The sequence below is a fragment of the candidate division KSB1 bacterium genome (assembly GCA_024655945.1).
In the GTDB taxonomy this organism is placed as follows: Bacteria; Zhuqueibacterota; Zhuqueibacteria; order JANLFK01; family Oleimicrobiaceae; genus Oleimicrobium.
Map to the genome: position 1 here is coordinate 438782 of JANLFK010000002.1, position 20350 is coordinate 459131.

The following is a 20350-nucleotide window of genomic DNA, read 5'->3' on the forward strand; positions in this document are numbered from 1 at the left end:
GGCCATGATGAAAACAGTGCGCATTATCTGTCTGTGGAGCCTCTCCGTGGCGCTGAGCTGGGCCCAAGGAGGGCGCAGCGTGTCGAATGTGGGGACGACGGCTGCCCCGTTCCTGGAGATCGGCGTCGGCGCGCGCGCGGTGGGCATGGGAGGCGCTTTTGTGGGCACCGCCTCCGATGCCAGTGCCCTCCACTGGAATCCGGCGGGAATTGCCCGCCTGTCGCAAGTGGAATTGCTCTTTGTGCACACCGACTGGCTCTGCGGACTGGACTTTGACTTTGTCGGCGCCGTGCTGCCCTTGGGCCGCTGGGGAAGCATCGGCGCTAGCCTCACCGCCCTGAGCATGAGCGACATGCCAGTGCGCACCGTGGAGATGCCGCAAGGCACCGGCGAACAGTTCTCCGCCGGTGACTTGGCACTTGCCCTCAGCTACGGCATCTCGCTCACCGACCGCTTCTCCATTGGCTTCACCGGCAAGTACATCTATCAGAGCATCTGGAAGGAAAGCGCCTGGGGCGTCGCCTTGGATATCGGCACGCTCTTCACCACCGGCTTCCACGGGATGCGCATAGGAGCAGCCCTGCGCAACTTTGGCACGGACATGCGCATGCAGGGAGACGACCTGCTCATCTTCCACGACCCCGACCCCAAGAAGTTGGGCAACAACGACCGCATCTTCGCCGAGCTGAAGACTGATCCCTGGCCCTTGCCGCTCACTTTCCAGGTAGGAGTGGCAATGGAGGCGTTGAACAACTCGATGCATCGTTTCACCCTGGCCACGGACGCAGTGCACCCCACCGACAACACCGAAAGCATCCATTTGGGCTGCGAATACGCTTTCCGCGAAATGTTTTTCCTGCGCGCCGGCTATAACAATCTGTTTCTCCGGGATGGCGAGGAGGGCCTTACCATGGGCGCCGGCCTGAGCGTGCGGATGATTGGCAACCGCACCATCCGCGTCGACTATGCCTACGCCGATTTTGGCCGCCTGGACAATGTGCATCGTGTCTCCATCGGCGGTGCGTGGTAGGAGGATGAGGAAACCTGACAAGGAACTGCCTGGTGACAGAAAGCGGACGAGTCACATTCTCCACGGAGGAAACAGGAGAGCGGCGGCCATGACGGTCATGCGCACAAGGAGAGAGGCGGTGGCGGGCATCTTGGCCGGGGTTGTTGCGGGCTGCTTGCTCATGGGCGTTGTCCCCGTCGCAAGCCAGCAGATCGACATCCCGCGCATTGAGCTCATCCCCAATCAACCAACGCCCTACCAGATGCGCAACTGGAAGCAGGTGGCACTGGGATATGACTCGCTGGTCTTCGACCTTACGCGCACAGGCCAGTACCTGCCACTCACCTGGACCTACTCGTCCACCGTGAACTATCCGGAACACGGCAGTTTCGGCCTGCACAGCTACGTGGGCACGCGTTCGCCTCGCTCAGGAGAGGCCATTAACGTCTTGCCTGCGGTCATTGGTGCCACGTTGGTGGGCGTGGACAAGCGCAATCAATGGGGCTACGATTGGGTCGTGATGTGCGAAGAGTTCTTCAATCGCCGTCCAGAGGAGAATGTCTACCTCAACAGTCCGGTGGCCAGCAGCGGTCAGGACTGGTGGTACGACACCATGCCCAACGTGTTCTTCTACCAGCTTTACTCCCTTTACCCTCACACCGGCGACTTTGATTACCAGTTCACAACGGTTGCCGATCGTTGGCTGGCGGCAGTCAAGGCAATGGGCGGCAGCACCACCCCATGGCGAAGGCCCTTCATGGGCTACCGTGCCTTCAACCTCTCAACCATGACGCCACTGGCCAGCGGCGTACCAGAGCCTGAGGCAGCAGGCGCCATTGCCTGGCTCCTCTACAACGCATACCTCGAAACGAGGGAGGAGAAATACCGGATCGGCGCTGAGTGGTGCATGGAGTTCTTGGAGTCAAGGAGCACCAACCCATCCTACGAGCTACAGTTGCCTTATGGCGTTTACGCTGCTGCGCGCATGAACGCCGAGCTGGGCACGACCTACAATGTCCAGAAGCTACTGAATTGGTGTTTCGACCCTAGCCAGAACGTGCGCGAGTGGGGAGCTACCATCGGCAACTGGGGCGGCTATGATTGCGCCGGTCTCATTGGGGAGGCGAAGTACACAGGCTATGCCTTCGTCATGAACGGGTTTCAGATGGCGTGCGCCCTGGTGCCGATGGTGCGTTACGACGACCGCTTTGCGCGCGCCATCGGCAAGTGGATGCTCAATTGTGCCAACGCCTCCCGGCTTTTCTACACCAACTATCTCCCTGACGAGCGGCAGGACAGCGAGGAGTGGGCCCACCAGTACGACCCGCACTCGTACATCGCCCATGAGGCGCTGCGCCAATACGCCCGCCATACAGCGGTCAGTCCCTATGCCACAGGCGACGCCTTGGACGGCGGCTGGGCTGCAACCAATTTGGCGCTGTACGGCTCCTCGCACGTGGGCATCTTCGGCGGCATCATCGATACGACCAATGTGCCCATGATCCTCAAGCTTGATGTGCTAAAGACGGACTTTTTCCACGGGCCCGCTTATCCCACCTACCTGTATTTCAACCCTTATGAGGCGGAACAGAGCGTCACCTTGGAGGTGGGACCGACCCCCTGCGACCTGTATGATGCGGTTTCCAACACCTTCATAGCCAGAAATGTGAGCGGCCCTTCTCCCGTGACCATCCCGCCCAATAGCGCCCTTCTCCTCGTCTTGGCACCGGCCGGTGGCGCGGTGACCTACGAACTGGAAAAGATGCTCATCGAGGGCGTGGTGGTGGACTACCGTTCCGGGCAGCCGGCGGCCAACTATCCGCCGCGCATCAAGAGCCTGGCCGCTGCTAAGTCCCTGGCCGTATTCGGCGAAGCAGTGGACGTCTATTGCACGGCAGTCGATCGCGATGGCGGCTCGTTGACTTACCACTGGACAGCGACCGGCGGCGCGCTGCAGGGAAGCGGCAGCAAGGTCTCGTGGGTGGCTCCCTCCACGGCCGGTGAATACGCGATCTCCTGCCGGGTGACGGACGCAGCGAGCGCCGAGGACTCCAGTTCGGTGCGCCTCGAGGTGGTGGCCTTCATCAACCACGTGCCGCAGATCCGCTCGCTGGAAGCAGAACCGCGCAAGGTCGTCATAGGGGGCTCGGCTAACTTGCACTGCTCCGCATGGGACGCCGACGGGGACAGCCTAAGCTACGCGTGGTCAGCCTCTGGTGGTGCGCTTGAGGCACACGATTCCACCGCCACCTGGACAGCGCCCCCCATGCCAGGTCTTTTTGTGGTGCGATGCACGGTTGCGGACCCCCGTGGCGGCCAGGCAACTGACAGCATCGGCGTGGTGGTGCAGGACCCTGCCCACCCTGGTACGGGTATCCCCGTCGCCTACTACCCCTTCAACGGCGATGCCCGCGATGAGAGCGGCTTCGCGCACCACGGCACGGTGCACGGCGCGCAGCTCACCGCCGATCGCTTCGGCAATGCGAACTGCGCATATGCTTTTGACGGTGACGACGACAACATCCGGGTGCGCAACACCCAGACGCTGAATTTTCGCGACCAAATCAGCATCAGCCTGTGGATGAACGTGGCCAGCATTGGCGAGCGCGAGCGCTACCCCATTTCGCACGGCAGCTGGGACAATCGCTGGAAGATTTCACTCATTCCGGAAAAGAAGCTGCGCTGGACAGTGAAGACCGACCGCGGAGTAAAGGACCTCGACAGCCGAACGGAGATTGTGCCAGGTCGCTTCTACAACGCGATCACCATCTTCGACGGCACCGCCATGGCTGTCTATTTGGACGGTGTGCTGGACAGCCGCACGGAGTGGTCTGGTCGGCTCATGCCCACCTCCATCGACCTCACCATTGGCCAAATGTTGCCCCATGATGCTGGCTACAACTTTGCCGGGGTCCTGGACGACATCCGCATCTTCAGCTACGCCCTGGGCGACGAGGAGATCGCCAACATAGTGGCAGAAGGGAGCGCAGTACCGGGCTCCTATTCCACCTCGCTGCCGGCCAACTTTGTGCTGTTCCAAGCTTACCCAAACCCATTTAGTGCTCTGACGACCATCCAGTACGGTGTGCCCCAGTCCACCGCGAGCATGCGCATACGCATCGTCGACGTGCTCGGGCGGGAGGTAGCAAACTTAGCAAGCGGGGCCGTTGAGCCCGGCTACGGGAAGGTCGCCTGGGAAGGGAATGACGCCCAGGGTCGGCCCGTGCCCAGCGGGGTCTACTTCGTGGTGTTGGCGGTAGAGGGAAAACGCCTGACGCGCAAGCTGCTGCTCCTACGATAATCGAACGAGGCGAGGAACGGAACGTGCGTCGCGCGCAGCTTCAGTGTGGATGGGCAATTCTTGGGGCACTCCTGCTCTCTTTGCTCCAGTGTGGGCGCTGCAGGGACAATTCGCCCCTTGTGGCACGGGTTGGGGATCGTGGCATCAGCCAACAGCAGTTCGCCTTGCGTTGCGAGCTGGCGATCAGGCCGCAGGTCAGAGGAACGCCGGAGGAGCAGAAGAGGGCGTTGTTAGAGCTGCTCATCGACGAGAAGCTGCTGGCGCTGGAGGCCGAGGCTCAAGGCCTGCATCGCGATGAGCGCTTCCAGGAGGCCGTGGCGCTGTGCGCCGATCTTGCGGCAGCGCGGGCTCTCTACGCGCGTGAGGTGCAAGACAAGGTGCAACTGACCCCGGAGGAGGTTGCTGCCGCCGCCCAGCACATGAGACAGATCCGCACCGTTCAGTTCTTCCTGACGAAGAATCAGGCTGAAGCCGAGGAGGCGCGTCAACAGCTGCTCGCCTCCGGCTCATTCGCGCAGCTCTTGCGCAAATTGGGCCCGATGGCTGCCGACACAACGCGCTTCCGCTTTGCCACCCGGTGGGGCGACATCGAGCAAGCCTTGGACGATGCCCTCTTCCAGCTGCGCATCGGCCAGATATCGCCCGTGGTCAACACTTCCCGTGGCTATGTGGTGTGCCGGGTGGATTCCATTGTGTTCGCGCCCGCACTGACGGAAACGGATGCAGCCGAGGTCCGTCACAAGGCCAGCAAGATTCTGCGGGCCCGCAAGGAGGCCGTGCGGGCCGATGCCTACGTCAAAGAGGTGATGCGCGACAAGCAGGTAGAAGTCGACGAGCGAGCCTTCAACATCCTGGCCAATGCAGTCCAGCGCCACATCGACTTTGCCGGTGGCACCCTCCCCCCTCTTGCCGAACGTCAGATACTGCTCACCGACGAGGTGGTCGGGTCAACCGCGCAGGAACTTGCCGGAGCAGCCGACATGGTCGTGCTTCGCTTTGCGGGCGGCCAGTGGACCATCGGCGAGGTGCTGAAGCGCTGGCGGGTTCTACGTCCGCCCATCGGCACATCTTCCCCCAGTGCCTGCCGCTCGTCACTGGCACGGACGTTGAGCACGATGGTGCGCGACCACTTCCTGGCGCAGGAGGCAAAGCGCAAGGACCTCTACAAGTCGCCCCAGGTGAGGGAAGAGATTGCCATGTGGCGGGACTACTTTCTTGCGGAGCTCATGCTGCGGCAGCTACGCGCCAATGCCAGCCCGGGGGGTTCGGTGCGCAGCCATTTTGCCCAGCTCCGTGCGCGCTACCCTGTGGAGCGCAACCTCCGGCCGCTGCAGTCGGTAACGCTGACGCGCATCCCGCTGGTCGGGGTACGACCAGGTCAGTACGGGGCACTGGCGGTCCCGCCCTGGCCGATTTGGGACGAAGGGGAGCAATAAGCAGGCGGGCATGACCGTGCGCCTTTCTCACGTCCGACTCATGTTCGCCGCGGCAGTGGTTTGCAGCCAGCTGCTGCTGCTCGCTCACTGCGCCAAGAGGCCTGTGGCGACGGGGAGCCGCCTGGTCTACTGGTCAGCGAACAACCAGTATGAAGTCGACTTGGCCAGAGAGCTTGTGGCGCGATGGAACTCCCTGCACCCGGAGAGCCCGGTGACGCATCAACCGGTGCCGGAGAGCCAGTCCACCGAAGAGGCGATCCTGGCAGCCGTGGTGGGCAAGACTACCCCGGATGTCTTTTCCAACATGTGGCCAGGAGACGTGGAGGCCTACGCCCGCGCCGGGCAACTTGTCCCATTGGACACCTTCCCCGACTTTGCCGAGGTCATCGGCTCTCGCGTGGATCCTGCGCTCTTGGAGGAGGCCCGTTCATCCGATGGCCACATCTACCAGATCCCATGGAAGACGAACCCGGTAATGGTCATCTTCAATCGGGAGATGCTTGCGGAAGCGGGCTACGACCATTTTCCAAGAACCTATTCCGAGTATCTGCAGGCGGCAGAAAGGGTCGCGCGCGACACCAACGGCGATGGCCACATCGACCGTTGGATGGGCATCACCGACATCCGCGCCCTGTGGTGGCAGCGTTTTTTCGACTTCTACCCACTCTACATCGCCGCCACAGGCGGCCACACCCTCCTGGAGGACGGCGAGGTCGCCTTCGACAACCAGCAGGCGGTTGAAGTGTTCAGCTTCTTGCGGACGCTTTTCGCCCGCGGCAATTTCCCCAAGGAACGCATGGTCGGGCGCACTGACGTCTTCCTGCAAGGGATAGTGGCGTCGCGCTTTACCGGCCCCTGGGAGATCAGGCATGCGGAGAAGTTTAAGCCAGAGGGCTTCATCTACGACTTCGCCCCGGTGCCACGCCCGGATGGGGTGAGCGGGCCGGTGTACACCTACGGCGACATCAAGAACATCGTCATCTTTAGCAACACCCGTCAACCGCGGCTGGCGTGGGAATTTGCCAAGTTCCTGGTCAGTCGCGAAGCCGACCTTCTCCTTTTGGAGATGAGCGACCAGCTCCCCTTGCGGGCCAACCTTCTCGAGGACCAGCTCTTTGCCCCGTATTTCTCCAAGAGCCCCTTCATGAGGCGCTTTGCCGACCAGGCCCGATTCGTGCGCGGCACCGACACCAGCCCAGTGCTCAAAGAGGTCTTTGACATCTTGTCCAACGAGTTTGAAGCCTGCGTGGTGTACGGGGTGAAGACGCCGGCAAAGGCCATCGAGGACGCTGCACGCCAAGCGCGACTGGTACTGGAGTAGCCGGCAATGGACGAACGCCACCTCACCTCACACAATCCTGCAGTGAGCACCAGCACCGGGCGTCCCAGCATGGGCCACCGCAGAAGGCACCACACTGCCAGTGCCGGCTACGTGCTCGTACTCCCGTACATAGCCCACTTCTTGACCTTCGTCGCCTTTCCGCTGGTCTTTTCCTTCGTGCTCATCTTCCATCGCTGGGACATTCTGTCACCCATGCAATGGATTGGCCTGGGCAACGTGCACCGTCTGCTCCACGACCGTCTCTTTTTCCGCGCCCTTGCAAATACCGGCATCTTTTTGCTCATCCACATCCCTCTGCAGATCGTCATCGCCTTAGCCTTGGCAGTCTTCCTGAATCAGAAATTGCGCCTGCGAGGCTTTTTCCGCGCGGTCTTTTTTCTCCCCGTGGTGGTTTCGGGCGTGGTGACCACCATGCTCTGGGACAGCCTCTATGCCCAAGACACGGGGGTGTTGAACAATGTGCTCTCGTCGCTCGGTCTGGGCCGCGTTCCCTGGCTGACAAGCCCGACCATGGCGATGCCGTCCATTGCCATCATGGCCACCTGGAAGAACGTGGGGTTGTACATCGTGCTCTTCTTGGTGGGCCTGCAGAGTGTGCCGCAGCACCTGTACGAGGCTGCCGACATCGAAGGCGCCTCGCAGTGGCGCAAGTTCCGCCACATCACCCTGCCGATGGTCAATCCCACGGTGGTGATGGTGGTGATTCTGTCCACCATCGGGGGCTTTTCGCTGTTCATCGAGCCCTACATCATGACCGGGGGCGGGCCAATCCGCAGCACGCTGTCGGCCGTGCTCTACATCTACCATCAGGCTTTCCAATTCAACCACATGGGATATGCCGCAACACTGGGGTTCTTTTTCGCTCTCATCGTGTTCATGGTGGTGCTCCTCCAGAAGAGGGTAGTTGAGCAGGAGACCGGCCTATGAGGAGTGTGCGGCCACATTTCGTTCATGCCACAAAGAAGGCCAGCCTCTACGCACTTCTCCTCTGCTGGAGTCTCGTGTGCCTCTACCCGTTTGTCTGGATGCTCTCGGCGACGTTGCGGCCAGAGGCAGAGATCGGCCGTCTAAACCCCATTCCAGGGAGGTTGACCCTGGAAAGCTATCGTCTGGTGTTCACCAAGATTCCCATCGCGCGGGCGTTCGCCAACAGCCTATTTGTCTCGCTCTCCGCCACCGCCGGGGTGCTGATCTTCACCTCGATGATTGGCTACGCGCTCTCGCGCCTGCGCTTCCGGGGTCGCGACGGGATCTTCGCTGTGGTGCTGTTCACCATGACCCTCCCCTTCCAGATAACGCTCATTCCGACCTACGTGCTCATGGTCAAGTTCGGCTGGAATGACACCTACTACGCCCTCATAGTGCCGTACATGATCAATGCCTTCGCCATTGTAGTGTTTCGGCAGTATTTTAAGAGCGTGCCGCAGGAGTTGTTGGATGCAGCGCGGATCGATGGCTGCTCTGACTTTGGAATCCTGTTTCGCATCATGTGGCCCTTGTCGGTGCCGGCATTGATCACCGTGGCCATTCTCACTTTCATGAACATCTGGAACGAAGTCCTGTGGCCGATCATCGTCATTCGCAAATGGGAACTCATGACCATGCCGCAGTTAGTTGCGCTCTTTGCGGTGGGAGGCAAGGCAGAGGGTTTGCTGGGCGTGCGCCTGGCTGCCGCAGCGCTGCTGGCGCTGCCCATCGTCATTGCCTATGCCTTTTTCCAGCGCTACTTCATTGCGAGCATGGCCACAACTGGGCTGAAGAGCTGAGGTATTCGTTTGGGGGTACGCATGGTGGACCGGAACGCAACAAGAGGAGGTGCGGATACGCGTATGAAAGATGTCGCTGGCTTTGGACAGTTCTCTGAGCTGTTTCGTCGCCATCCCAGGAACCCGATTCTGACCGCTTCCGAGTGGCCGTACCCGGCCAACGCGGTCTTTAACCCTGGTGCCGTGCAGTTCGACGGAGCGACGCTCTTGCTTGCCCGTGTGGAAGACATGCGCGGCTTCTCTCACCTGACGGTGGCGCGCAGCGCCGACGGTGTTTCCAACTGGCAGATTGACCCACAGCCGACCTTTGCTCCCCACCCAGAACAACACCCCGAAGAGTTGTGGGGCGTGGAGGACCCCCGGATTGTGTGGCTGGAGGAGCTGGAGCGCTACGCGATTACCTACACTGCTTTCTCAGAACGCGGCCCGCTGGTCTCGCTGGCCATGACCAAGGATTTTCGCACCTTTGAGCGACGTGGCCCAATCATGCCGCCCGAGGACAAGGATTCATCGCTCTTTCCCAGACGGTTCAAGGGGCGGTGGCTGCTCATCCATAGGCCCATGCCGGTGACTCCAGGGGCCGGGGCGCACATCTGGGTGTCCTATTCGCCCGACCTCACCCATTGGGGCGATCACAGGATCCTGCTTGAGGCACGGCAAGGCGGGTGGTGGGACGCGCGCAAGATTGGCCTGAACACGCCGCCCATTGAGACGCCCGAGGGGTGGCTCATCATCTACCACGGTGTGCGCACCACGGCTGCGGGGGCCATCTACCGGTTAGGGCTTGCCCTATTGGACCTGGAGGAACCGACGCGCGTCATCTCTCGCTCGGATACCTGGGTCTTCGGGCCGCGCGACCTGTACGAGCGCGTGGGCGACGTGGCAGACGTCGTGTTCCCCTGCGGCGCGATACTCGACCCGGTGACAAAAGAGATACGCCTCTACTACGGAGCGGCGGACACCACCATTGCCCTGGCTACCGCGAACCTAAATGATCTCATTGCCCACCTGAAGGGTAAGAAGTGAGGCTTAGCTGGCAAGCGCCCCGCCGGGGGGCTGGATTCAGGAAGCGGCCCTGTGCCCTTCTCGGGGCATGGGCCTCGACTCTGAGCATCCTCCTGATAGCGCTCACATGGTGCGTTTGTGCCCAGCGCAGGCCGGGTCCTTGCCAGCTACCGACGGTCAACTTTGCCCATTTGCAGCACCTGTGCGAATGGGCGACGATGGGCGGCGACTCGGTGGTCATCCTGCACGTCTACGCCGAGTATCCTGACTACCACTGGGTCGCCGCACCGTCGGAGGGCATCGCCTGTGTGGACGACGCCGCCCGCGCTGCAGTGCTCCTGGTGCGCTATGCGACGCTCACCGGCGATACCTCGCACCTCAGTTTGGCGCGTGGGCTGTTGCGCTTCGTACTCAAGCTGCAGGCCAACAACGGGGAGTTCTTCAATTTCGTCGACTCTTCTCTGAGCATCAACACAACCGCGCAGAGCAGCCGTAAAGGATTTGGCTTCTCTGCAGCACGCGCCTATTGGGCACTGGCCACCGGCTACCGCTTCTTCCGCGCAAGGGACGCAGCCTTTGCCAACGAGCTTCGCGACGCCTTCCGGCGTTGTCGCACACCTCTGTCCCAGGTGCTCGCGCACTATGGACGCTACGACGCCATAGGGAGCCACCTCTACCCTCTCTGGCTTTTGCAAAGGTGTGCAGCCGACGCGACGAGCGAGTTCTTGCTGGGCGCCGTCGAATTCCTGCAGGTGGAGACTGACCCCGAAGTAGAGGCGGCCGCAAGGAAACTTGCCGAGGGGTTGCTGTACATGCAGCTTGCGGATACGGCTCGCTACGCCGGGGCGTTCCTCTCCTGGCCTGGCGTGTGGCATGCGTGGGGGAATGGGCAGACTCAGGCACTCGCCGCCTTGGGGCGGATGCTGGGCGAACCACAATTGGTGAGTGCAGCGGAGCGCGAGGGGCGGCAGTTCCTGTCCCGGCTGCTCGTGGAGGGGTGGTTGCGCGAGTTCCATGTGGACGACCAGGCCCACCCCGCAGAATTCCCCCAAATCGCCTACGACATCAGATGCGCCGCTCTCGGCCTGCTGGGCGTGGCTGAGGCATCGTCCGACACCACCTGCGCGGTGCTGGCGGGGCTTGCCGCCTCGTGGTTCCTCGGCAACAACGCGGCGCGCGCCGCCATGTACGACCCAGCCAGCGGCCGCTGCTTCGACGGCATCGAGAGCCCCACCAGAGTGAACCGCAACTCAGGGGCAGAATCCACCGTTGAGGCGCTCATCACCCTGCTGGAGGTGCTGAATCACCCTGTGGCGCGGCGCTACCTCACCAGCATGCCAGACCCCCTCCGGGAATGCCCGCGGCCACAAACCAGCAGCTCTGAAGTCTGCCGCTCTTTTACGCGCGGCGATTCCCCCCACCTCACGCTCTGCTACAACAGGGCATCCTTGGACTTCACCCTGTCCGCCTGTCTCTCGCCAGGCAAGCGTGGGGCGCGCAAAGAGAGATGATGCGTCGCCAGCTCGCCGTACAGCGTCGATGGCTCCGCCTGTTCTCCTTCGAGCTTTTCACTTGCATTTTTCAACTTTTCTTCTATATTGCAAGCAGTAAAGCAGCGCGAGCGGGGTTGGTTATGCTTGGCAGTGCACTGAGCGCGACAGTTTTGGGCATCGACGCTTACATCGTAAAAGTCGAGGCCCACCTCGAATCGGGTCTCCCCTCCTTCGCGACGGTTGGCCTTCCCGACGGCGCGGTGCGGGAGTCAAAGGAGAGAGTCAGTGCTGCCATTAAGAACACCGGCTTCCGCCTCTCTCCCAAGAGAGTCACCGTCAACCTGGCGCCCGCGGACGTCAAGAAGGAAGGCTCGGCATTTGACCTCCCCATGGCCATCGCCATTCTGGCGGCCACCAAGCAAGTTTCCACGAGTCTGCTGGATCAGTTTGCGCTGGTGGGTGAGCTGGCTCTGGATGGCGTGATCCGTCCGGTGCGCGGCGTGCTGCCCATCGCGGTGGCGCTGCGCAACAATAACATCCGCGGGATCATTGTGCCGGAAGAGAACGCCAGGGAGGCGGCGATGACGCAAGGACTCACCGTCATCCCAGTCCGGCATCTGCGCGAAGCAGTGGACTTTCTCGATGGCCGCATCAACCCAGAGGCATTCACCGTCGACCTGCAGGAGGTTTTCTCGCAGAGCAGGCATTACGACATCGACTTCCAGGACGTGAAGGGCCAGGAGCATGTCAAGCGTGCCTTAGAAGTGGCGGCAGCCGGCGGACACAACATCCTCATGATTGGGCCTCCCGGCTCCGGCAAAACGATGCTCGCCAAGCGGATCCCGACGATTCTCCCGGATTTGACCTTCGAGGAGGCGTTGGAGACCACAAAGATTCACTCCGTGGGGGGCCTTCTCCCACCCAACACGGCGCTCATTGCCACTCGCCCCTTCCGTTCGCCGCACCACACCATCAGCGACGCCGGCCTGATTGGCGGCGGCACCATCCCCAAGCCGGGCGAAGTGAGCCTTGCGCACTTTGGTGTGCTGTTCCTGGACGAGTTACCGGAGTTCAAGAAGAACGTGTTGGAGGTGCTGCGCCAGCCACTCGAGGACGGCAAGGTGACCATCTCCCGCGCCATGATGTCGCTGACCTATCCGGCCGAGTTCATGTTGGTCGCCGCCATGAACCCCTGTCCCTGCGGCTACCGCACCGATCCGACACATGAATGCTCTTGCACCCCGCCACAGATTCAGCGCTATCTCTCTAGGGTTTCCGGGCCGCTTCTGGACCGCATCGACCTGCACGTGGAGGTGCCAGCGGTCAAGTACCGGGAGCTGGCGGGCAAGACGGTGGGGGAGCCTTCGGCGGTCATTCGGGAGAGAGTCGTGCGGGCGCGGGAGATTCAGTTGCGCCGCTTCCGTGACCGAAAGGCGCTTTTCTGCAACGCGCGCATGGAGTCGAAGGATATCCGCCGCTACTGTCCGGTCGACAGCAGGAGCGAAGAGCTGCTGCGTACGGCCATCACTCGCCTTGGGTTTTCTGCCCGTGCCTACGACCGCGTGCTGAAAGTGGCACGCACCATCGCCGACCTGGAAGGAAGTGAAGAGATTCGCCCCGAGTTCGTGAGCGAAGCAATCCAGTACCGCACCCTGGACAGGAATTGGATGCTGTGAGTGGCCTCCCTCCTAGCTACTCCAACAAACTCTGCCATTCCCACCGGAGATCAGATCCGGAAACGCTGGAGAGTAGAGAATAAGAGTTGTTCACGCGGCGAAATCAAGGTCGGAGGAGTTCATCCATAACCCACGAATGGCTCCCTCGCCTCCCGCTCGCTTCTCAGTTCGAAGGGCTGCTGCAGCAAAGTCAAGGTCGAACGCGCAGAGAGCAGAGACGCGAGAGAGGCGTAACAGCTTCACAAAAGCAGCTACCGTGCGAGCGTGGTCACTGGGGCGCAGGACAGCTTTGCGGCAGACGAGTGCACTCAGAACCGGCGGGGGAACACAGAGAGCGCTGGTTGGCTCATCAGGTCCGGAACAGAAAAGAAAAATCCCTGCAAATTAGGATGGTTGCGTAAAGAACCGTGCTCAACACGGTGGGCACCGCCTGGGCGTTTCTTACTTCCACTACCGCGCGCCGCACGGTGAGGCCTGTAATCCACGTCCAGAGCTCGGCTCCCTATTGGCAGGTGTTGGCTCTTTAATTGACAAACCACCGCTCAATTTGCAGGGATGTTTTCTAAGGCGTCATCATATTAGCAAAAATATCTGAAAATGTCAAGCGGAAAATCTCTTCCCTGCCATTTTTCTCAACTTTTTTCTGGTGTCGCCGCGGCGAGCGAGCGCGCCCATATCCTTGTTGCTCCGGGCCTTTTGAGGGAGGTGCCTGCCGCCGACCGGGAGCCGCACCACCCGGGTAGTCCCATGGTTAGACCTCGACCGGCGGAAAAAGCAGTTGATTTTGAGCAGCCCTTTTGCTAAATTGGTGTTGGCCTAACACGCGTAACTCCCTGGTGAGTGGCCAACGCGGAAAGGTTGGCAAATGCGAGTAGTGGCACTACTGGTGATCTGGGGTGCACTGATGCAAGGAGTGGAGGCGCTGGCATACAGCGCTGCCCAGCAAGAGCGTCCTCGCGCACGGGATGTGGGCGTGTGCATCGGGCTCTTGCCGCCGGGAAAGTGGAACGCCATCACCGACGTCGAGGGAGTGAGGGTTGGCCACTATACGCTCGTCGAAGGGGATAGCGTGCGCACCGGTGTCACAGTGATTCTTCCCCATGCAGGCAATCTCTTCATGGAGCGCGTACCTGCGGCGGTGAGCGTCGGCAATGCCTTTGGCAAGCTGACCGGCTTCACCCAGGTGGAAGAATTGGGGGAGTTGGAGACACCCATCGCGCTGGTGAACACGCTGAGCGTCCCGGTAGCGGCAACAGCTCTGATCGACTACACGCTGCGCATGCCGGGAAATCAGAACGTACGTTCGGTGAACCCTGTGGTGGGCGAGACCAACGATGGTTGGCTCAACGATATCGCCGGGCGGCGCCTTCGCGTGGAGGAGGTGTTCAGGGCCTTGGAGTTAGCGCAGTCTGGTCCCGTGGAAGAAGGTAGTGTCGGCGCGGGCACAGGCACGGTCTGTTTCGGGTTCAAGGGGGGTATCGGCACCTCTTCGCGCGTGCTGCCCAAGAGTCGCGGTGGCTACACGGTAGGGGTGCTGGTGCAGACCAATTTCGACGGCATCCTGCAGATCAACGGCGCTCCGGTGGGCAGAGAGCTGGGGCGGTTTCCCATGCGAGAAGAACTGCAACCGCCGGAGCAGGGCTCGTGCATGATCGTCGTCGCCACGGACGCCCCGCTGCTCAGCCGTAACCTGAAACGATTGGCCAAGCGCGCGCTCTTCGGACTTGCCCACACAGGCGGCTACTGCTCCAATGGCAGCGGTGACTATGTCATCGCCTTCTCTACCAGTCCGGCAGTGCGCATTCGCCCCAAACCTGAGGGCGGCCTCCACCAGTTCCGCGAGTTGCCAAATAGCGCACTCTCCCCTCTCTTCTTAGCGGTGGTCGAAGCCACCGAAGAAGCGATCCTCAACTCTCTCTTTCGCGCCACGCCGGTTCGGGGAAAGGACGGCCACCAGGCCGAGGCTTTGCCTGTGGAGAAAATTGTGGAGATCTGCAGGAAATACAATGTGCTCAACTGGACCACAGAGCTACCAGTTGGCAGGCGGCCATAGCTTATTCGCGGTGGGCACCATGGACCTCAACCCAATAGCGCGCGTGCTGCTCCTCTTCGGCCTCTTCCTCGCTGGGGTAGGCGTGGTGCTGCTGCTCGCCCGACAGGTTCCGTTCTTGGGGCGATTGCCTGGCGACATTCTCGTGCAACGCAAGAATTTCACTTTCTATTTTCCAATCGCCACGTGTGTCGTGCTCAGCCTTGTTCTGAGCCTCATCCTCTATCTGTTCAGCAGGCGGTGAAGCTGAAACGTGGCGTGCTCACACGAGGTAACCGCGTGATGAAAAGATCCCTGTTGCGAGTTCTCTCACTCCTTGCCCTCCTCTTGGCCGTGAGCGCCGCAGCCTCAGGCGCCACTGGCCGCGTGCACGTCATCAAGGTCGAGGGGGACGTCAACCCGGTGTTGGCCCGCTTCATCATCCGGCATATCGAAAAGGCCGAGAAGGAACGTGCCGAGTGCCTGGTCATCAAGATGGACACTCCTGGGGGATTAGTGCTCTCGACGCAGGACATCGTAAAGGGCATCCTGGGCGCCGACGTGCCAGTGGTGGTCTACGTGTGGCCCAGCGGAGGAGGGGCAGTGTCAGCCGGTGTGTTCATCACCATGGCGGCCCACTTTGCCATCATGGCCCCTGGCACAAACATTGGCGCCGCCCATCCGGTCGGCATCGGTGCGCAGGACACCTCCGCCACTATGGCGGAAAAGACCACCAATTGGGCAGCCGCGTGGATGCGCTCCATCGCCGAAAAGAGAGGGCGCAACGCCGACTGGGCAGAAAAGGCCGTGCGCGAGAGCGCCTCGATCACGGAAGAAGAGGCTTTGAAGAAGAAGGTGGTGGACTATGTCTGCGCCTCTCTGAAAGAGGTATTGGACACGCTGGACGGCAAAGAGACAGAGGTCGCTTCCGGACGCGTCACCCTGCACACCAAAGAGGCCACCATCCATGAGTACTCCATGGATTGGCGCTCTCTGATTCTGTACAAGATATCCAACCCGACCATCGCTTACATACTCCTGGTCCTGGGCATCTACGGCATCTTTTTCGAGCTTTCCAATCCCGGCTCGGTACTGCCCGGTGTAGTGGGCGGCATCTTCCTGATTCTGGCTTTCTTTGCGTTGCAACAGCTTCCGGTCCGGGCGGCCGGCCTGCTGCTGATTCTGTTCGCCATCGTGCTCTTCGTGCTGGAGGTGAAGGTCACCAGCTACGGCGTGCTTACCATCGGAGGAATCGTGGCAATGCTCATCGGTTCGCTTATGCTCTTCCAGGAGACCGCTATGCCCAGCATGCGCATCGACTGGCGAGTGGCATTGGCTGCGGCGATCACCACGGGCCTGTTCTTCTTCTTCGCCATGGGCATGGCCCTGAAAGCCAAGATGACCAAGCCCACCACTGGCAAAGAGGGACTTATTGGAGAGAAGGGGGTCGTAGTCACTGATCTGGCGCCCGAGGGACAGGTCAGGCTGCATGGCGAGATCTGGAGCGCTTACAGCGACGAGCCCATTCCCGCAGGACAGAAGATCCAGGTGGTGGGCGTGGATGGAATGAGCCTGAAAGTGAAGAAATTCGCCTCCAGTTAGCATCGGCCGCCTGCTCTGAGGCGGCTGCCACCGCATAACTCATTGGGAGGGTCATCATGCAACCGTTCATCATCGTCATCGTCATTGCCTTCTTCCTGCTGCTGAGTGCCATCAAGATTTTGCGCGAGTACGAACGAGGCGTGATCTTTCGCCTTGGGCGGCTGGTGGGCGCCCGTGGCCCCGGCATCTTCTTGATCATCCCGTTTGTGGACCGAATGGTGAAAGTGAGTCTCCGTACCGTCGCCATGGACGTGCCGCCGCAAGACGTCATCACGCGGGACAACGTGTCGGTGAAAGTGAACGCAGTTCTCTACTTCCGCGTCATGGACCCTGCTAAGGCAGTGGTGGAAGTGGAAGACTACCTTTTCGCCACCTCTCAGCTGGCGCAAACCACCCTGCGCAGCGTGCTCGGGCAGGCTGAGTTGGACGAGCTTCTCTCTGCGCGCGACAAGATCAACCGCGAGCTGCAGCAGATCATCGATCACCAGACCGACCCCTGGGGCATCAAGGTCTCCATGGTGGAGGTCAAGCACGTCGACCTGCCGGTGGAGATGCAGCGCGCCATGGCCCGGCAGGCAGAGGCTGAGCGCGAGCGGCGCGCCAAGGTGATCAACGCCGAGGGCGAATTCCAGGCATCCAGAAAGCTCGCCGACGCCGCCAAAGTGATCGCCTCGGAGCCGATGGCCATGCAGCTGCGCTTCCTGCAGACGCTTACCACCATCGCCTCGGAGAACAATTCCACGACCGTTTTCCCGCTTCCCATCGAACTCGTAAAGCCATTCCTCGAAGCGGAGAAGAAGCGAAGGCGATAGACTGCGGCATTAACGCCCTGGGCGCCCGTCCAGCGAAGTGGCGCGCGTGTGCAGGCGCAGAGAAGGCGGGGCATGCAGCCTCGCCTTCTTTTCCGCCAAATCCGGTCAATGCCGTGCCGGGCGCCAGAGGTGGCTTGCAGAAGAGATCCGGGCTGACTACTGCAGGGTATGCTTTCCGACGAGGACATCGAACAGTATCGGCGTGAATTCCCCATAGTGCCGGAATATGCGTATCTCAATCATGCCTCCAACGCACCAGAGTCGCGGCGTGTGCAAGAGAGAATCCAGGCGCACCTGCGCGACTGTGAGTACGGCGACCTGAAAGAAGAGGCGTGGCACGAGTACGCAGAAAAGACCCGACAGCACCTGGCGGGGCTCATCCACACTCATCCCGACGAGGTCACTTTTGTTCAGAGCGTGACGGCAGCGGCCGCCGTTGTGGCCCAGGCACTGCGCCTGCAGCCGGGGGACAACGTGGTCACCCCGGTCAATCAGTTCCCCGCGAACATCTACCCTTGGCTGAACCTGCAAAATCTCGGGGTGGAAATTCGCCTCGTCCGGCTTCTTCGCGACGGCTCGCTCGATGCCCTGGCAGAGGCCATCGACCGCCGCACCAGGCTAGTCAGCATCTGCTTCGTCGAATACGATGACGGCTGGCGGCATGACCTCGCTGAGGTGGGTCGCCTGTGTCGCGAAAGGAATGCCCTCTTCTTTGTAGACGGGACCCAAGGCGTAGGTGCGCTCCACTTTGATGTGCGAGAAATAGGTGCCGACTTTGTCGCCGTCAACGGCGTCAAGTGGCTGATGGGCCCCTGGGGGCAAGGGATGCTCTACGTGCGCAAAGAGCTCCTCCCCGCCCTCTTCACTCCTACGCTCGGTTGGCTGAGCGTGGAAAATCCGGCCGCATTCACGGACATAACGCAGCCGTTCAGGCAGTCGGCGCGCCGATTCGAAGGGGGATGCCAAAACCTGCTGGGCATTGCCGGCCTGGGTGCCAGCGTGGAGATGTTGTTAGAAGTCGGCATCCCATCTATTGAAGAGCGGCTCCTCTGGCTCACCGCTTTAGCGGCTTCGTTGGTAGCGGAGAGGGGCTACGAGGTGGTCACCCAGATGGTAGATGGCCACCGCTCGGGGATTCTCAGCTTCCGGCACCCCACTGTGGAGGCAGGGGTCATCTACGCGAAGCTGCTCAAGGAAAAGGTGGTGACCTCTGAGCGCAATGGGCTGCTCCGGATCTCGCCGCACTTTTACAACAACGCGCAGGACATCGAGCGGCTGGTAGCGGCCTTGCCGTAGCGATTCCGTAAGGGTATCTGCGGTCTGGTCATGGAGATGAAGGAAACCGTATGATGCGCAGTGTTCTCCTGCTCGCTTGTGTAGGCTTGGTGCTCGGCTGTGCATCGCACCAGCCGCAGCTCGGTCATGGTGACTCTTCGCTCAGCGAGCTCGCGCTCGCCGTGAAGCTGGCTCCCCACGACGTCGATGCCCGGGTAAGACTGGGCCAGGCGCTCGCTGGCGCTGGTCAATATCGGCTGGCCGTGGCCCAGTTCGACAGCGCTCTTTCCCTCATGCCGGACTATCCCTGGGCACTGTATGAGAAAGGTCAGACCCTGCGGGCGTTGGGCTTTGCTGCGGAAGGCAAGCGGCTGATTCGGCGTGCCGTCGACTCTCCCCAGGGAGCGGAGGTTCTCGCTCGCTTAGGCCGCCAGCTCGGCAGGCCCTTCCATATTGAGCAACTCACCAGTGGCCCTCATGACCATGCGTTCCCTTCCTGGTTTCCGGACGGGCGGCGTATCGCCGTGCAGACAAATCGCACCGGCAACTGGGAAATCTTCGTCCTGGACCTTGCCTCAGGAAGCCTGACCCAGCTCACCGAGCATCCGGCTCGCGACGAGGCTCCCTGCGCGGCGCGGGACGGCCGACTTGTGGCGTTCACTTCCACACGCGACAGCCAACCGGCGCGAGACCCTCGACAGCAGCAGCGGGAAATCTACCTGCTCGATGTGCCATCAAGGCACGTGCGGCAGTTGACCAGGAGCCATGCCGACGATTTCCATGCCGTCTTCTCCCCAGACGGGGCGCGGCTCTTCTACGTCTCTACACCCCTGGGGGAGACCGGCACGCGTAGCGTGATGTCCATGCAGTTGGACGACCTCACGCCAATAACCCTGACCCAACCTGGCGAAGACTGCTTCGCACCCGAGGTTTCGGCTGACGGAGGTTTTCTGCTCTTCGTCAAGGAACACGAAGGACGTTCTCTCCTCTGCGAGATGGACCTGGCCAAGAAGCGGGTGCGCGTGGTGACTGACACGTTGGGCGTGAAGGCGGCGCCGGCCTTTTCTCCGGACGGCACCACGATCGCCTTCGCCGCCAAGGACAGGGGGAAGTACGACCTCTACCTCATCCGCAGAGACGGCGGCAATCTGCAGCAGCTTACCAACGACCAGGCCATTGACGGGCACCCCCGCTTTTCGCCTGATGGCAAGAGGCTTGTTTTCCATTCGAATCGCACAGGGACGTTTCAGCTCTACCTGGTGGAACTAACTCGCCCCCCCTCAGTAGAAGAGTTGCAGGATTTCTTCCAGTAGGCTTGGGCACCTGTCGGTTCTCTGGCGAGCGATTCCCTCGAGCCTGCGATGTGCCATGTGCATGGCGGAGAGGATCGGGCAAGAAAAAACAGCTTGATTTTCAGCGATTTTTTCCATACTTTGCTGTGCGTCCGGGCGCAGAGGCGCAGCCACAGCACGGACTGCCCAGAGGCGGCGCGCACTGCACGGTTCAGCAGCCGGCTCCGTGCGCGCCAGAGGCAAATGAATCTGAACACCATCACTCTTCAGCAAGGCAGTCGTTGTGCTCCTCCGGCGCGTGAACGTTGACCC

15 protein-coding genes and 1 other RNA gene are annotated in these 20350 nt (G+C 61.3%); 15 read left to right on the forward strand and 1 reads right to left on the reverse strand.

All coding sequences use genetic code 11. The features are described from left to right. Positions 1-4: 4 nt before the first annotated feature. From NUW13_04810 to NUW13_04850, 9 genes are all read left to right on the forward strand, one after another. The gene (locus NUW13_04810) at positions 5-1030 is read left to right on the forward strand and encodes a PorV/PorQ family protein (protein MCR4438348.1); all 1026 of its coding nucleotides are present in this window, start codon (positions 5-7) and stop codon (positions 1028-1030) included. Positions 1031-1118: 88 nt separating this feature from the next. Beyond that, positions 1119-4310: a T9SS type A sorting domain-containing protein gene (locus NUW13_04815; GenBank protein ID MCR4438349.1), complete on the forward strand. Its 3192-nt coding sequence runs from the start codon at positions 1119-1121 to the stop codon at positions 4308-4310. A 23-nt stretch (positions 4311-4333) separates the two neighbouring features. Then, positions 4334-5746 carry a peptidylprolyl isomerase gene (locus tag NUW13_04820; GenBank protein ID MCR4438350.1) on the forward strand — a complete coding sequence of 471 codons (1413 nt, stop codon included), beginning with the start codon at positions 4334-4336 and terminating at the stop codon, positions 5744-5746. A gap of 10 nt (positions 5747-5756) precedes the next feature. After that, positions 5757-7067: an extracellular solute-binding protein gene (locus NUW13_04825; protein ID MCR4438351.1), complete on the forward strand. Its 1311-nt coding sequence runs from the start codon at positions 5757-5759 to the stop codon at positions 7065-7067. 6 nt (positions 7068-7073) lie between these two features. Further along, positions 7074-8015 (forward strand): sugar ABC transporter permease, encoded by a 942-nt coding sequence (locus NUW13_04830; protein ID MCR4438352.1) that lies wholly within the window; start codon positions 7074-7076, stop codon positions 8013-8015. Further along, a complete protein-coding gene (locus NUW13_04835; protein MCR4438353.1) occupies positions 8012-8854 on the forward strand; it encodes a carbohydrate ABC transporter permease in 843 nt (280 codons plus the stop codon). Before NUW13_04830 ends, NUW13_04835 begins: the two co-directional genes overlap by 4 nt. A gap of 63 nt (positions 8855-8917) precedes the next feature. Next, a complete protein-coding gene (locus NUW13_04840; GenBank protein MCR4438354.1) occupies positions 8918-9880 on the forward strand; it encodes a glycosidase in 963 nt (320 codons plus the stop codon). Positions 9881-10077: 197 nt separating this feature from the next. Beyond that, a complete protein-coding gene (locus tag NUW13_04845) occupies positions 10078-11370 on the forward strand; it encodes a hypothetical protein (GenBank protein ID MCR4438355.1) in 1293 nt (430 codons plus the stop codon). A 122-nt stretch (positions 11371-11492) separates the two neighbouring features. Continuing rightward, positions 11493-13028: a YifB family Mg chelatase-like AAA ATPase gene (locus tag NUW13_04850; protein MCR4438356.1), complete on the forward strand. Its 1536-nt coding sequence runs from the start codon at positions 11493-11495 to the stop codon at positions 13026-13028. Between the two features lie 370 nt (positions 13029-13398). On the opposite strand, the gene ssrS is transcribed toward NUW13_04850, so the two are convergent. Next, positions 13399-13587, reverse strand: a non-coding RNA gene (gene ssrS, locus NUW13_04855) — 6S RNA. A 345-nt stretch (positions 13588-13932) separates the two neighbouring features. Here ssrS and NUW13_04860 point away from each other — a divergent pair. From NUW13_04860 to NUW13_04885, 6 genes are all read left to right on the forward strand, one after another. Then, positions 13933-15081: a P1 family peptidase gene (locus tag NUW13_04860; protein MCR4438357.1), complete on the forward strand. Its 1149-nt coding sequence runs from the start codon at positions 13933-13935 to the stop codon at positions 15079-15081. Positions 15082-15100: 19 nt separating this feature from the next. Next, positions 15101-15322, forward strand: coding sequence for a DUF2905 domain-containing protein (locus NUW13_04865; protein ID MCR4438358.1), 222 nt, complete (start codon positions 15101-15103; stop codon positions 15320-15322). A 38-nt stretch (positions 15323-15360) separates the two neighbouring features. Continuing rightward, positions 15361-16659: a nodulation protein NfeD gene (locus NUW13_04870; protein ID MCR4438359.1), complete on the forward strand. Its 1299-nt coding sequence runs from the start codon at positions 15361-15363 to the stop codon at positions 16657-16659. A 56-nt stretch (positions 16660-16715) separates the two neighbouring features. Further along, positions 16716-17471: a slipin family protein gene (locus tag NUW13_04875; protein MCR4438360.1), complete on the forward strand. Its 756-nt coding sequence runs from the start codon at positions 16716-16718 to the stop codon at positions 17469-17471. A gap of 168 nt (positions 17472-17639) precedes the next feature. Next, positions 17640-18767 (forward strand): aminotransferase class V-fold PLP-dependent enzyme, encoded by a 1128-nt coding sequence (locus NUW13_04880; GenBank protein MCR4438361.1) that lies wholly within the window; start codon positions 17640-17642, stop codon positions 18765-18767. Positions 18768-18817: 50 nt separating this feature from the next. Further along, a complete protein-coding gene (locus NUW13_04885) occupies positions 18818-20059 on the forward strand; it encodes a hypothetical protein (protein MCR4438362.1) in 1242 nt (413 codons plus the stop codon). The last annotated feature ends 291 nt before the right edge of the window (positions 20060-20350 follow it).

Bases quoted from the DNA above. Each gene is read 5' to 3' on its own strand.
- NUW13_04810 (MCR4438348.1), top strand. From the start codon at position 5: ATGATGAAAACAGTGCGCATTATCTGTCTGTGGAGCCTCTCCGTGGCG.
- NUW13_04815 (MCR4438349.1), top strand. From the start codon at position 1,119: ATGACGGTCATGCGCACAAGGAGAGAGGCGGTGGCGGGCATCTTGGCC.
- NUW13_04825 (MCR4438351.1), top strand. From the start codon at position 5,757: ATGACCGTGCGCCTTTCTCACGTCCGACTCATGTTCGCCGCGGCAGTG.
- NUW13_04830 (MCR4438352.1), top strand. From the start codon at position 7,074: ATGGACGAACGCCACCTCACCTCACACAATCCTGCAGTGAGCACCAGC.
- NUW13_04835 (MCR4438353.1), top strand. From the start codon at position 8,012: ATGAGGAGTGTGCGGCCACATTTCGTTCATGCCACAAAGAAGGCCAGC.
- NUW13_04840 (MCR4438354.1), top strand. From the start codon at position 8,918: ATGAAAGATGTCGCTGGCTTTGGACAGTTCTCTGAGCTGTTTCGTCGC.
- NUW13_04845 (MCR4438355.1), top strand. From the start codon at position 10,078: ATGGGCGGCGACTCGGTGGTCATCCTGCACGTCTACGCCGAGTATCCT.
- NUW13_04850 (MCR4438356.1), top strand. From the start codon at position 11,493: ATGCTTGGCAGTGCACTGAGCGCGACAGTTTTGGGCATCGACGCTTAC.
- NUW13_04860 (MCR4438357.1), top strand. From the start codon at position 13,933: ATGCAAGGAGTGGAGGCGCTGGCATACAGCGCTGCCCAGCAAGAGCGT.
- NUW13_04865 (MCR4438358.1), top strand. From the start codon at position 15,101: ATGGACCTCAACCCAATAGCGCGCGTGCTGCTCCTCTTCGGCCTCTTC.
- NUW13_04870 (MCR4438359.1), top strand. From the start codon at position 15,361: ATGAAAAGATCCCTGTTGCGAGTTCTCTCACTCCTTGCCCTCCTCTTG.
- NUW13_04875 (MCR4438360.1), top strand. From the start codon at position 16,716: ATGCAACCGTTCATCATCGTCATCGTCATTGCCTTCTTCCTGCTGCTG.
- NUW13_04880 (MCR4438361.1), top strand. From the start codon at position 17,640: ATGCTTTCCGACGAGGACATCGAACAGTATCGGCGTGAATTCCCCATA.
- NUW13_04885 (MCR4438362.1), top strand. From the start codon at position 18,818: ATGATGCGCAGTGTTCTCCTGCTCGCTTGTGTAGGCTTGGTGCTCGGC.